A 13223-nucleotide genomic window follows, 5' to 3' on the forward strand; every position below is an offset into this window, starting at 1 on the left:
ATGACGGAGTATCTGGTCTTCCGGCTCTATGCGCCGCTCGCAAGCTGGGGCGAGGCGGCGGTGGGCGAGTCACGCCCTACAGCCACTTATCCGGGGCGAAGTGCCATCATCGGGCTACTCGGCGCGGCGTTGGGGGTGCGTCGGGATGATGATGAGGGTCAACGCCGACTGCGCGATAGTGTCGCTATCGCCATCAAGCAGCGCTCCCCCGGCAGCTTGATGCGCGATTACCACACCGTGCAGGTGCCAGCGTCACAAGCCAAGGTGACCTACCGCACCCGGCGGGAAGAATTGAGCGCACCACGTAAGGTCATCAATACCATTCTCTCCAGCCGTGATTACCGCTGCGACGGGCTCTGGACGGTTGCCGTATGGTTGATACCGCAGGCAGAGCTGACGCTCGAACAGCTGGAGCAGGCACTCAAGGCGCCGCATTTCCCGCTCTACCTGGGGCGCAAGTCGTGCCCACCGGCGGCTCCACTGGCACCACGTCGGGAAGTATCCGCACAGCTGCGAGATGTTCTCGATGCAGACTTTCCTCCACTATGCGGAAAGGATAAGGGTGACGAAAGCAGGACCCTGAGATTGCCGGAAAGCGCGCTCTATGCCTGGGAAGGAGCCGCCGATGCTCTGGACGGCAATGGTCAGGGCGTGGAGTCCAGCGAGGCCTGGGATATGCCATTGAATCGCCGCCGTTGGCAGTTCGGGCCGCGGGTGGAGTACCGCCGTGTGGTGCGGGCAACGGAGGAACGCTGATGTACCTTTCTCGTGTAGTTGTCGATCTCAACGGCCTCTCTCGGGGGGCCTTGTTCGAAATCATGGGGGGCGGGGCCTATGGCGCCCATCAATTGCTCTGGCGGTTATTCCCGAATCACCAAGGCGCACGGCCGTTCCTGTTCCGCCAGGAAATGGAAGACCCCGAGGGCGGCGGAGCACCGCGAGGCTTGCCGTTGTTCTATGTGCTGTCCGATCGCGAGCCGGTGCCGGTTTCTGGCTTGCTCGAGGCGCAGTGCAAGCGGTTAACGCCGGCACTGGAAGTCGGTGATCAACTCGCTTTTCGCCTGCGGGCCAACCCTACCGTGGCCAAGTCGGCGGAAGGTGAGCGGGGGCGGCGTGCCGATGTCTTGATGGCGGCCAAGTACCCCTTTGAGGCCGGTAAGGGTCGGACCAGCCAGGCCTGCACGGAGGCGATGGATCATGCCGCGCGTGGGTGGCTGGCAGAGCGCGCCGAATCCTGGGGATTCCGCTTGCCGGCAGAACCCGAAGTGGGCGCCTATCGTCAGCATGCCTTGCCCAAGGAAAAAGGTCGATCCATCCGCTTTTCCAGCGTCGACTATGAAGGCCTGCTGGAGGTCTCTGACCCGGGTCGATTGATCGAAACGCTGGCCCAGGGCATTGGACGAGCAAAAGCGTTCGGCTGCGGGTTGCTGCTGTTGCGCCGTCCCTGATTGTCACCCGGTAAGGAGGCCGAGATGGGATACATTCCGCTCAAACCCATCCCCGAGAAAGATCGCATGTCGATGATCTTCATTCGCAAGGGACAGCTCGACGTGCGTGATGGAGCCTTTGTCGTCATCGATGAGGTGAACGGCGAGCGCATGCATATTCCGGTAGGTTCGGTGGCCTGCCTGTTGCTGGAGCCCGGCACGCGAATCTCGCATGCCGCCGTCAAACTGGCATCGGTCGTCGGGACCCTGCTGATCTGGGTCGGCGATGCAGGGGTTCGTCTCTACAGCGCCGGTCAGCCTGGTGGGGCACGCTCTGACAGGCTGCTCTATCAGGCGCAGTTGGCGCTGGATGAGCAGCTGCGCTTGAAGGTCGTGCGCAAGATGTTCGAGCTGCGTTTCGGTGAGCCTCCACCCTTGCGGCGTAGCGTGGATCAACTCCGAGGCATGGAAGGCGCTCGGGTCCGCAAGACCTATCAGCTGCTCGCCAAGCAGTATGGTGTCAAATGGCATGGAAGGCGCTACGACCCGAATCAGTGGGATGCCTCGGACGTGGCCAATCAGTGCCTGTCTGCTGCAACGGCTTGCCTGTATGGCATCACCGAGGCGGCGATCCTGGCGGCGGGGTATGCGCCGGCAATCGGCTTCCTGCATACCGGAAAGCCCCAGAGCTTCGTCTATGATATCGCGGATATCGTAAAATTCGAGACGGTGGTTCCCGCTGCCTTTGGGGTCGCGAAGAGGAGCCCGGTGGCACCTGAACGCGAGGTGCGTATTGCCTGCCGTGACGCCTTCAAGAAGACAAAACTGTTGCAGCGCCTGATTCCGATGATCGAGGAGGTGCTGGCGGCTGGCGAGATTGATCCACCTCTTCCGGCGCCCGAGGCCATGCCACCGGCGATTCCCGAGCCGGAGTCCATCGGCGACCAGGGACACCGGAGCAAATGATATGGCGATGCTGGTTGTGGTAACCGAGGCGGTGCCGCCGCGCCTGCGCGGCCGGCTGGCCGTGTGGTTGCTGGAGATTCGCGCCGGCGTCTATGTTGGCGATGTGAGCAAGCGCGTACGCGAGATGATCTGGGAGCAGGTCGATGCCCTGGCCGACGATGGCAATGTCGCCATGGCTTGGGCCAGCAACCATGAATCCGGTTTCGAGTTCCAGACCTATGGCTCCAACCGACGTGAGGCGATCGATCATGATGGGCTAAGGTTGGTGAAATTTCTGCCCCCTCAGTCAACTGATTGATTTGCCTAGATCTTTAACAATTCGGTCTGGTTAAAAAGTAAGCTAAATTGCTGGTGGAAATTCCCCCTGCGATTTTCTTCTTTGTAAACAGGTGGCTACAATTGGTCCGTTCCCCGCAGGCGCGGGGATGACCCGTCCGTCCGCCTGAGCAAGGAAGAACGGGAGGCCCGTTCCCCGCAGGCGCGGGGATGACCCGCTCACGGATGGCCCGGATCAGGTCTGGCGTGACCGTTCCCCGCAGGCGCGGGGATGACCCGATGGCGTGGGCTGATGCGCGTGAGTTTCGACGCCGTTCCCCGCAGGCGCGGGGATGACCCGATAATGACTGCCCGGCCTACATCGAACTCATCCCGTTCCCCGCAGGCGCGGGGATGACCCGATCAATTGCTTCATCCGGGCACCATGGGTTATCCGTTCCCCGCAGGCGCGGGGATGACCCGCTGGTCTGTGTCTCTCACTTGGCTCAATCCGACCGTTCCCCGCAGGCGCGGGGATGACCCGTTAGTAACCTGGTTCTGCTTTGCAGAGAGTGCCCGTTCCCCGCAGGCGCGGGGATGACCCGACAGTAGCGCACCCACGATGCCCTCAAGGTACCCGTTCCCCGCAGGCGCGGGGATGACCCGTGTGGCGACCTTCTCAATTACCAGCCGCCACACCGTTCCCCGCAGGCGCGGGGATGACCCGACGACCCGACTAGCTGGACAACTGGAACTGATCCGTTCCCCGCAGGCGCGGGGATGACCCGGCGTATCCCACTGCTCCGCAAAGGCATCCGCACCGTTCCCCGCAGGCGCGGGGATGACCCGCCTGTGGAGGTGAGGGCATGACAATCTGACAACCGTTCCCCGCAGGCGCGGGGATGACCCGTGCCATGACCTCATCGAAAAAATAGGGGAGCGCCGTTCCCCGCAGGCGCGGGGATGACCCGGATGATAACCCTATGCAGATCATCCAGCGAAACCGTTCCCCGCAGGCGCGGGGATGACCCGGGCCACCGGGACGACATTGCGCAGCGCCACGCCCGTTCCCCGCAGGCGCGGGGATGACCCGGCAGACGAGAATCCGTGTAGCCCCGGCTGGAGCCGTTCCCCGCAGGCGCGGGGATGACCCGTCTTCAACCTCAGACAGTGAGCCAAACACCGGCCGTTCCCCGCAGGCGCGGGGATGACCCGTTCGCGTTGGGCAGCGCCGATACCGATGTGCTCCGTTCCCCGCAGGCGCGGGGATGACCCGCAGGCCGACGTGAATGAAGAAGTGGCCCTCAGCCGTTCCCCGCAGGCGCGGGGATGACCCGCCAACGCGCTTTGCAATATCGACAGCGCGCTCCCGTTCCCCGCAGGCGCGGGGATGACCCGAGTTCATCAGAAACGGCATCCAGTGGTTCGGGCCGTTCCCCGCAGGCGCGGGGATGACCCGTACAGCTTGACCAGTGGCGCGTTGACTTCCCTCCGTTCCCCGCAGGCGCGGGGATGACCCGCCAGATGAGGTTCCCGCCTAATATTCCTGTTTCCGTTCCCCGCAGGCGCGGGGATGACCCGGGTTTCGGGGACGAACAGGCTCAAGATATCCGCCGTTCCCCGCAGGCGCGGGGATGACCCGGTGAACGTGCCGCCCCTAACCTTCTCATTACTCCGTTCCCCGCAGGCGCGGGGATGACCCGGGAACCTAAATGAGGAAATCAGAAACGAGGGGCCGTTCCCCGCAGGCGCGGGGATGACCCGATGGCCGCGTTCCCTTCGTCCGGCCCGGCAACCCGTTCCCCGCAGGCGCGGGGATGACCCGTCGCTATTGCTGTAGGTGTACAGACTGGCAAACCGTTCCCCGCAGGCGCGGGGATGACCCGCTCGAATTCCTGACGCTTCTCCTGCAGGTGGTCCGTTCCCCGCAGGCGCGGGGATGACCCGGCCTACACCGCCGTGCAGACGCCCAACGTGGACCGTTCCCCGCAGGCGCGGGGATGACCCGCCCGTAATAAGGCCCGCCCCATCGCTTCGGGTCCGTTCCCCGCAGGCGCGGGGATGACCCGGCGTTTTCTGATCTGAACTTTGCATGCCCGAACCGTTCCCCGCAGGCGCGGGGATGACCCGTTGATGATAGCCATCAGTTAGTCACCGGGTAGCCGTTCCCCGCAGGCGCGGGGATGACCCGGAAGAAGCGATGAAAGTGGCGGCTGATGAGCTCCGTTCCCCGCAGGCGCGGGGATGACCCGCCGCAGTGGCTCGATGAGTTCCTGGAGGAGGACCGTTCCCCGCAGGCGCGGGGATGACCCGCATCGAATCAAATGTGGACAGTCAGAGGGGGCCCGTTCCCCGCAGGCGCGGGGATGACCCGGCCGTCCGCCTGAGCAAGGAAGAACGGGAGGCCCGTTCCCCGCAGGCGCGGGGATGACCCGGTCCGACATAATGGGTCGCTTGTTCGGGCGCTCCGTTCCCCGCAGGCGCGGGGATGACCCGCATAGCCATGTGCTCAAGATCGCCCACCACGCCCGTTCCCCGCAGGCGCGGGGATGACCCGATCCATCTGAGGACTGCGCTCCCATAGCGGAGCCGTTCCCCGCAGGCGCGGGGATGACCCGGGGTTCAACGCAGAGGCGTCTGATGCATCCACCCGTTCCCCGCAGGCGCGGGGATGACCCGGTGATGCAGGTCCAGAACGACTACGAGAAGGACCGTTCCCCGCAGGCGCGGGGATGACCCGGTCTCCTCGGCGCGCAGCTGGGCATTCTGGAACCCGTTCCCCGCAGGCGCGGGGATGACCCGGCACTGGTTGCCGCACCCATCCTGGTCTGTACCCGTTCCCCGCAGGCGCGGGGATGACCCGCCATGTGGAGAATTCCGCCACGGGCCCTGAGTCCGTTCCCCGCAGGCGCGGAGATGACCCGTTCGGCCTCCATTGATCTGCACTTCGATCACTTTTTATACTCCTATTCGACTTGGCCGGGCATGGGGCCGCTGTGCTCATACCACGGATTCGTTTCGGACGTAGGCCCGGGGCGGCTAGGTCAATCTTGCTTTTTCCTACCGATGTAAAACGTCTCCAGGCCCAGCATCCGGCGCATCTTACGTGCACTGCACACAGCACTGTAGCGCTTCCCGTTGAATTCCTTGACGTAGCGTATCAGCGGCATGCCGCTGTTGTTGGCGCCCGCATCCTGAATGTAGTCCGGCTCCAGGGCGGCGGTCAGTTCGGCACCATCGATCTGCGCTTCGATCACAGCTACACTCCTTATCAGTCGATCCGGTTGCATCGGGCCATTGTGGGCATACCACGAATCGTTGCAGGCGTAGGGCCTGGGGACGGATGGACAGGTCGCTGCTGTCGCAGCGATTTGCTGGCAGGCCAGTTCCCAGGGAGGGTGGTTTTCGTGGAAAATGCGAACTTTATTGAAGACAGCTCCCTGATGGGCCAGGCAACTGATGAGGTTTGAAACGCTCATACTGAGTCATTTCCAGTGTCCCTGGAGAGCCAGGCATGGCTGACCAACAGCGCCTCAGACTCCCCATCGGCATTCAAACCTTCTCCGAGATCCGCGAGGGGGGCTACTACTACGTGGACAAGACGCCAATCATCGAGCGCCTGGTCCACCAGAACAAGTATTACTTCCTCTCCCGCCCCCGCCGCTTTGGCAAGAGCCTGTTGCTCGATACCCTGCGCTGCCTGTTCGAGGGTCGCCAAAAGCTCTTCGAGGGGCTCTACATCCACGACCGATGGGACTGGCAGCAAACCCACCCGGTGATTCGCCTCAGCTTCGGCAGCGGCGTGATGCGCAATCGCGAGGAGCTGGACACGCGCATTCGCCACCAGCTACGCAAGGAGCGTGGGCGCTTCACCCAGGCCACCTCCCCCGAGACGGATATTCCCGGCGAGTTCTCCGACCTGCTGGAGCTCACCCACCGGGAAACGGGTCAGCCGGTCGTGCTGCTGATTGACGAGTACGACAAGCCGATTCTGGACAACATTCTGGAACCGGAGCGTGCCCGAGAGCTGCGCGAGGGGCTGAAAAACCTCTACAGCGTGATCAAGGACGCCGACCCACACCTGCATCTGGTGCTGATCACCGGAGTGTCCAAGTTCAGCAAGGTCAGCCTGTTTTCGGGGCTGAACAACCTCAACGACATCACCCTGGATGCGCCCTACAGCACGATCTGCGGCTATACCGATGACGACATCGACACGGTATTCGCCCCGGAGCTGCCCGGCATGGACCGCGACGCGATCCGCGCCTGGTACAACGGCTACCGCTGGGGTGGCGCCGAGGTCACATCGGTCTACAACCCCTTCGATGTGCTGCTGCTGCTCCAAAAGCGCGAGTTCGGCCCCTACTGGTTCGAGAGCGCCACGCCCACCTTCCTCATTGATCTGCTCAGGAGGCGTGGCATTTTCACCCCTCAGTTGGACCGGCTCCAGGCCAGGGCCCAGCTGCTCGGGCGTTTCGATGTGGATGACATCACCACCGAAGGACTGCTGTTCCAGACCGGCTATATCACCATCAAGGAGATGCACGAGCCCATGCTGGGCTACCGGCTCTACACGCTGGGTTTCCCCAACCTGGAGGTGGAGAGCAGCCTCAACGATCTGCTACTGCCGGTGCTGGGCATTGGCCACAGCGAGGCCCAGACCCACCAGTTGAGGCTGATGGACACGCTGCAGCGACACGACCTGGCAGGCCTGGAGGCTCACCTCAAGGCGCTCTACGCCGGCCTGCCCCACGACTGGTATCGCAACAACCCCATCGCCCAGTATGAGGGCCACTATGCCAGCGTGTTCTACAGTCACTTCGCCGCCCTGGGGCTCCAGGTCACGGTGGAAGATTCAAGCCACCACGGCAAGGTGGACATGGCGGTGGACTTCAGCGGCCACATCTATCTGTTCGAATTCAAGGTGGTGGAGCAGCTCCCCGAGGGCAGGGCGCTGCAGCAGATCAAGGCCAGGGGCTATGCCGACAAGCACCGGGCCAGTGGCAAGCCGATCCATCTGATCGGGGTGGAGTTCTCCAGTGAGCAGCGGCAGATCGTGGCGTTTGAGGTGGAAACGATCTGATTGCGGGCCTGGTGGGAACGGGCCCGTCATGTTGCGAAGTCGGCGGCTCGACGTTCTGGTTTTAGATGCCTCGGCAGACCACGGTGCTAACGGATGAGGGTCTGAAGGGGGAGTGCAGCTACGGTGAGGAATCGTCGGGTTTCAGGGCTTTGGAGTGCAGTCACAATGGCTCCCATCTCCCAGGTGGGGGTGGGCGGCCCTGAAACAAGAAAGGGGCCCGGAGGCCCCTGTTCGTGCGGTTTCTGGTGCATTCTGGAATGTCCAGAAACCTTCTGCTGGTGGAGGCGGCGGGAATCGAACCCGCGTCCGCAAGCCCTACGCCATTGGTACTACATGCTTAGTTCGTCTTTTCAGTTAACGCCGCGGCCTCCGACGAACAGGATGCGTTGGCGCGAGCCCGCTTGGTTTTAACGGTTAAGACCCGGGCAGGTCCGCTCCGCGAGCTTGTGTGCGATGACCTCTGAGTAGAACCCACAAGCAGGTCCCGTCAGAGGCTGACCGGTTTTTAAGCGGCCAGAGCGTAGTTGTCGTCGTTGGCAACTATAGCGTTACAGCATGATTTACGAGGTAAGCTGTATCCTCGGCATGCACCTCAGGTTTCACGACCCACGTCGAAGCCAGGTCGCCCCCGGTGTTGTAACAATAGACATGGTACCCGGGGGGGAGTTCCCTGTCACTAGCGCGTCCGGAAGAAAAAAGGGGTGGCTGCTCTTTCCTGATCGTGTTCTGAAGGGGATTCGCGGCCAGGGCCGCTCCCACGGAGGTATGCAAGTGGCATGGGGTGGGGGCTTTTCCGGGAGCAACTCCCATGGGGAGCTGCTGTGGTTCCAGTAGGGGCAATCGGGGGCTTTCAAGGCGCTTTTCAAGTATCATGGACGGCTTTTCCAGCCTGAGTTCGGGGTCTTCAATGCTGTGTCTTCCGGGTAGTCCCTCCCTGTCCAGTTTCCGTCGTCAACGCCTGCTGGAGGATCTGCGTCGTCAGGTGCCGGGGATCCGCGGGGTGTGGGCCCGGTTCGAGCATTTTGTGCAGACCGAGCGAGAACTCTCGGCGGATGAGCACCAAGTGCTGGAGCAACTGCTTTGCTACGGTGAGGCAATGGATGATGGGCAGGAGGACGGGAGTCAGCTGGTGCTCGTGGTGCCTCGCCTGGGCACCATCTCGCCCTGGTCCAGCAAGGCCACCGACATCGCCCGCAATTGCGGGCTGGATGGCGTGGTGCGGCGCATCGAGCGGGGCACGGCTTACTGGCTGGAGTCGGATGCCTCGCTGAGTCTGGCGGAACTGCGCCGGGTGATGCCGTTGCTGCACGATCGCATGACCGAGACCGTGCTCACCGACCGGGATGAAGCCGAGGGCCTGTTCTCCACGGCCTCTCCGGCGCCCTTGCGCGTGGTGGAACGCGGTGCTGATCCCAAAGGGGCCCTGCAGCGTGTGAACTCGGAACTGGGCCTGGCGCTCACCGAGGACGAAATCGACTACCTGGTGGAGGCCTACGAGGCCCTGGGCCGCGATCCCACGGACGTGGAACTGATGATGTTCGCCCAGGCCAACTCCGAACATTGTCGGCACAAGATCTTCAATGCCGACTGGGTGATCGACGGGCGTCCTCAGGACAAGTCCCTGTTCGCCATGATCCGTAACACCCATGCACAATCGCCTGATGGGGTGCTGTCGGCCTACCGTGACAACGCCTCGGTGATGGAAGGCCATCGGGCCCATCGGTTGATCCCTGATCCCCGCACCGGGGAATACCAGCCTGTGGAGATGGATCTGCCCATCATCATGAAGGTGGAAACCCACAACCATCCCACCGCCATCTCACCTTTTCCGGGGGCCGCCACCGGCTCCGGCGGCGAGATCCGCGACGAGGGCGCCACCGGGCGGGGTTCCAAGCCCAAGGCGGGGCTGAGCGGGTTCTCCGTATCCAATCTGCGCATTCCCGGCCTGGAACAGCCCTGGGAGGAAGATTTTGGCAAGCCCGAGCGGATCGAGTCGGCCCTGAACATCATGCTGGAAGGCCCCATCGGCGCGGCGGCCTTCAATAATGAGTTCGGGCGACCGGCGCTGGCGGGTTACTTCCGCACCCTGGAGGCCGAGGTGCCCGGGCCTGCGGGCCCTGAGCTCAAGGGATATCACAAGCCCATCATGATTGCCGGCGGGGTGGGCAGCATGCGCGCCGAGCATATCGAGAAGCAGGCCCTGCCCGAGGGCACCCCCGTGGTGGTGCTGGGTGGGCCCGCCATGTTGATCGGTCTGGGCGGCGGCGCGGCCTCATCCATGGCCAGCGGCGAGAGTGCCCAGGAACTGGATTTCGCCTCCGTACAGCGAGGCAACCCGGAGATCCAGCGGCGTTGCCAGGAGGTGATTGACCGCTGCACGGCCCTGGGCGAGGCCAACCCCGTGCTTTCCATTCACGATGTGGGTGCGGGCGGCCTGTCCAACGCCATTCCTGAAATCCTCAACGATGCCGGTCGCGGTGGCAGTATCGAATTGCGCACCGTGCCCTCCGACGAGGACGGCTTGTCTCCCATGGAGATCTGGTGCAACGAGGCCCAGGAGCGCTATGTGCTGGCCATCGAGGCCGACCGCCTGGATGACTTCGTGGCCCTGTGCGAGCGAGAGCGGGCGCCATTTGCGGTGGTGGGCACCGCCACTGCCGAACAACGCCTGCTGGTGGGTGATGCCCTGTTGAATGAAACCCCCGTGGATATGCCCATGGAGGTGCTCCTGGGCAAGCCTCCCAAGATGCTGCGGGATGTGCACCATCAAACCTTCCAGAAACCCGAGGTGGATACCGGGGTGGTGGATCTGGCCGAGGCCGTGGAGCGGGTGCTGCAACTGCCCGCGGTGGCCTCCAAGTCCTTCCTGATCACCATTGGCGATCGCACGGTGACCGGCCTGGTGGCGCGGGACCAGATGGTGGGCCCCTGGCAGGTGCCGGTGGCCGATGTGGCGGTGACCGCCAGTGATTATGACGGCCATACCGGTGAGGCCATGGCGATGGGTGAGCGTACCCCGATCGCCATGGTCAACCCGGTGGCCTCGGGCCGCATGGCCATCGGCGAGGCAATCACCAACATGGCGGCAGCTGCCGTGGATGATCTGTCGCAAATCTGCCTCTCCGCCAACTGGATGGCCGCCACCGGGCATCCGGGTGAGGATGCGGCCCTGTTCGATACGGTGCGTGCCGTGGGTGAGGAGTTGTGCCCGCGTCTGGGGATCGCCATCCCGGTGGGCAAGGACTCCCTCTCCATGCGCACGGTCTGGGAGCAGGATGGCGAACAGCGCCTTATGACTTCGCCCTTGTCGCTGATCATCTCGGCGTTCGCGCCGGTCACGGATATCCGGCTGACGCTCACCCCGACCCTGCGCACCGATCAGGGGGATACCGATCTGATCCTGGTGGATCTGGCCAAGGGTCGGCAGCGCCTGGCCGGATCGGCCCTGGCACAGGTCACCAACCAGGTGGGTCATCACGCACCGGACCTGGATGATCCGGACACCCTCAAGCGTTTCTTCGCCGCCATCCGGGATCTGCGGCGCGAGGGGCATCTGCTGGCCTATCACGACCGTTCCGACGGTGGGTTGCTGACAACCCTGTGCGAAATGGCCTTTGCCGGGCGCACGGGTATGACCGTGCACCTGGATGATCTGGGTGATGATGCTCTGGCAGCCCTGTTCTGTGAGGAACTGGGGGCGGTCATCCAGGTGCGTCATGACGACACGGAAGAGGTGTTGTCCATGCTGCACGGCGCGGGCCTGGCGCACCACAGCCATGTGATTGGCACCTTGAATGACACCGGTCAGATCGAGTTCCGACGCGGTCAACAGGTGGTTTTTGCCGATAGCAGGGCCCGCCTGCAGCAGTGCTGGGCCCGTACCAGTCACCACATGCAGGCCCTGCGGGACGATCCGGACTGTGCTCGAGAGGAGTTTGAGGCCCTGGTGCCGGATGATGACCCGGGCCTCAATGCCCGACTGACATTCAATCCGGCGGATGACCCGGCGATGCCCTTCATCCAGACGGGCGCGCGTCCCCGGGTGGCCATCCTGCGGGAGCAGGGCGTCAATGGTCAGTTGGAGATGGCGGCGGCCTTCCACAGGGCGGGTTTTTGTGCTGTGGATGTGCACATGACCGATCTCATGGAGGGGCGAGTGGATCTGGCCAGCTTCCAGGGGCTTGCCGCCTGCGGCGGGTTCTCATACGGGGATGTGCTCGGTGCCGGAGGGGGCTGGGCCCGTTCCATCCTGTTCAATGCCCGTCTGCGCGAGGCCTTCCAGGCCTTCTTCGAGCGCCCGGACACCTTCTCACTGGGGGTGTGCAATGGCTGTCAGATGCTCTCGCAGCTTAAGGGTCTCATCCCTGGTGCAACGCACTGGCCCCGTTTTGTGCGCAACCGCTCCGAGCAGTTCGAGGCGCGTCTGTCCCTGGTGGAGGTGACGGACAGCCCGTCCATCCTGCTCCAGGGGATGGCCGGCTCGCGTCTGCCGGTGGCTGTCTCGCACGGTGAGGGCCGCGTTGCCCTGGGCAACGCGGATGTGGATACCGTGTCGGGTGCCGGGCTGGTGTCGCTGCGTTATGTGGACCACTTCGGCCGGGTGACGGAGCGTTATCCCTTCAACCCCAATGGCTCTCCCGAGGGCATCACGGGGCTGACCAGCAGTGATGGTCGTGCCACCATCATGATGCCGCACCCGGAGCGGGTGTTCCGTACCGTGCAGCATGCCTGGGCCCCGGCCGAGTGGGGTGAGGATGGTCCCTGGCTGCGCATGTTCCGCAATGCCCGGCGGTGGGTCGGATGAGGAGGCGCTGTCATGTCTGCAATGGCTGAGGAAATACCGGTTCTGGTCTTCACCCGCGCACCGGTGCCGGGGCGTACCAAGACCCAACTGATCCCGGCCGTGGGCGCCGAGGATGCCTGCCGCATCCACAAGGCCATGGTGCGTCATGCCATGATGGTGGCCTGCGCTGCCGATTGCGGCTCGGTGATCATCCACGGCGCCCCGGATTCCAGTCACCCCTTCCTGCGCAAGCTGGCTGTGGATTATGGTTGCGCGCTCACCTCCCAGGAGGGTGTTGACCGGGGCGATCGAATTCAGGAGGCCCTGGGACGGGCTCTGGAGTGCTTCGGCGGAGCCATTGTCATCGGCACCGACTGCCCGGAGATGACGGTGCAGGACATCCGTCAGGCGGCAGACAGCCTGCGGTCGGGTTGTGATGCGGTGCTGGGCCCGGCCCATGACGGGGGGTATGTGCTGATCGGCATGCGGCGGATGGAACCGCAAGTATTCCAGGGCATCCAATGGGGAACGGATCAGGTACTGGCGCAGACCCGGTCGCGGTTCGAGTCCCTGGGGTGGTCCTGGCATGAACTGGAGTCGCGGCGGGATCTGGATACGCCGGAGGACTGGGAGATTCTGAGGGAGACCTATCCCTGGCTGAGCCCGGCTGCACTGGCCCTGAACGAGTAACCGTGTCCGGAGGAGTGTC

The 13223-nt window shown here is 63.8% G+C and carries 8 protein-coding genes, 1 other RNA gene and 1 CRISPR repeat array; of the genes, 7 read left to right on the forward strand and 2 right to left on the reverse strand.

Going from position 1 to position 13223, the window contains the following annotated elements; genetic code table 11:
* Genes cas5e through cas2e form a run of 4 tightly spaced genes read left to right on the forward strand, consistent with a single transcriptional unit; the run spans window position 1 to window position 2691 of the window.
* Window positions 1-756, forward strand: coding sequence for a type I-E CRISPR-associated protein Cas5/CasD (gene cas5e / locus BMY52_RS01685; protein WP_090250023.1), 756 nt, complete (start codon window positions 1-3; stop codon window positions 754-756).
* A complete protein-coding gene (cas6e, locus tag BMY52_RS01690) occupies window positions 756-1448 on the forward strand; it encodes a type I-E CRISPR-associated protein Cas6/Cse3/CasE (RefSeq protein WP_090250026.1) in 693 nt (230 codons plus the stop codon). Before cas5e ends, cas6e begins: the two co-directional genes overlap by 1 nt.
* Before the next feature lie 24 nt (window positions 1449-1472).
* Window positions 1473-2393 (forward strand): type I-E CRISPR-associated endonuclease Cas1e, encoded by a 921-nt coding sequence (cas1e, locus tag BMY52_RS01695; RefSeq protein WP_090250029.1) that lies wholly within the window; start codon window positions 1473-1475, stop codon window positions 2391-2393.
* A 7-nt stretch (window positions 2394-2400) separates the two neighbouring features.
* A complete protein-coding gene (gene cas2e, locus BMY52_RS01700; RefSeq protein ID WP_342707673.1) occupies window positions 2401-2691 on the forward strand; it encodes a type I-E CRISPR-associated endoribonuclease Cas2e in 291 nt (96 codons plus the stop codon).
* A gap of 106 nt (window positions 2692-2797) precedes the next feature.
* Window positions 2798-5572: a CRISPR direct-repeat array (repeat unit 29 nt; unit sequence CCGTTCCCCGCAGGCGCGGGGATGACCCG).
* Window positions 5573-5692: 120 nt separating this feature from the next.
* Here the strand turns inward: cas2e and BMY52_RS15320 are convergent.
* Window positions 5693-6127, reverse strand: a complete 435-nt coding sequence (locus BMY52_RS15320) for a hypothetical protein (RefSeq protein ID WP_177169799.1) — start codon at window positions 6125-6127, stop codon at window positions 5693-5695.
* A gap of 35 nt (window positions 6128-6162) precedes the next feature.
* On the opposite strand from BMY52_RS15320, the gene BMY52_RS01710 reads away from it, so the two are divergent.
* Entirely contained in the window at window positions 6163-7731 is a 1569-nt protein-coding gene (locus tag BMY52_RS01710) for an ATP-binding protein (RefSeq protein WP_090250036.1), read from the forward strand.
* Between the two features lie 276 nt (window positions 7732-8007).
* On the opposite strand, the gene ssrA is transcribed toward BMY52_RS01710, so the two are convergent.
* Window positions 8008-8361, reverse strand: a transfer-messenger RNA (tmRNA) gene (gene ssrA / locus BMY52_RS01715).
* A gap of 277 nt (window positions 8362-8638) precedes the next feature.
* Between ssrA and purL the strand changes: the two genes are divergently transcribed.
* Both purL and BMY52_RS01725 read left to right on the forward strand, forming a co-directional pair.
* Complete coding sequence (purL, locus tag BMY52_RS01720) at window positions 8639-12535, forward strand: phosphoribosylformylglycinamidine synthase (protein ID WP_090250038.1); 3897 nt, start codon at window positions 8639-8641, stop codon at window positions 12533-12535.
* A gap of 12 nt (window positions 12536-12547) precedes the next feature.
* Complete coding sequence (locus BMY52_RS01725) at window positions 12548-13204, forward strand: TIGR04282 family arsenosugar biosynthesis glycosyltransferase (protein WP_090250040.1); 657 nt, start codon at window positions 12548-12550, stop codon at window positions 13202-13204.
* Window positions 13205-13223: the final 19 nt, after the last annotated feature.

This window comes from Ectothiorhodospira marina, from assembly GCF_900109495.1.
Classification (GTDB): domain Bacteria; phylum Pseudomonadota; class Gammaproteobacteria; order Ectothiorhodospirales; family Ectothiorhodospiraceae; genus Ectothiorhodospira; species Ectothiorhodospira marina.

Bases quoted from the DNA above. Each gene is read 5' to 3' on its own strand.
- cas5e (WP_090250023.1), top strand. From the start codon at position 1: ATGACGGAGTATCTGGTCTTCCGGCTCTATGCGCCGCTCGCAAGCTGG.
- cas6e (WP_090250026.1), top strand. From the start codon at position 756: ATGTACCTTTCTCGTGTAGTTGTCGATCTCAACGGCCTCTCTCGGGGG.
- cas1e (WP_090250029.1), top strand. From the start codon at position 1,473: ATGGGATACATTCCGCTCAAACCCATCCCCGAGAAAGATCGCATGTCG.
- cas2e (WP_342707673.1), top strand. From the start codon at position 2,401: ATGCTGGTTGTGGTAACCGAGGCGGTGCCGCCGCGCCTGCGCGGCCGG.
- BMY52_RS15320 (WP_177169799.1), bottom strand. From the start codon at position 6,127: ATGAGCGTTTCAAACCTCATCAGTTGCCTGGCCCATCAGGGAGCTGTC.
- BMY52_RS01710 (WP_090250036.1), top strand. From the start codon at position 6,163: ATGGCTGACCAACAGCGCCTCAGACTCCCCATCGGCATTCAAACCTTC.
- purL (WP_090250038.1), top strand. From the start codon at position 8,639: ATGCTGTGTCTTCCGGGTAGTCCCTCCCTGTCCAGTTTCCGTCGTCAA.
- BMY52_RS01725 (WP_090250040.1), top strand. From the start codon at position 12,548: ATGTCTGCAATGGCTGAGGAAATACCGGTTCTGGTCTTCACCCGCGCA.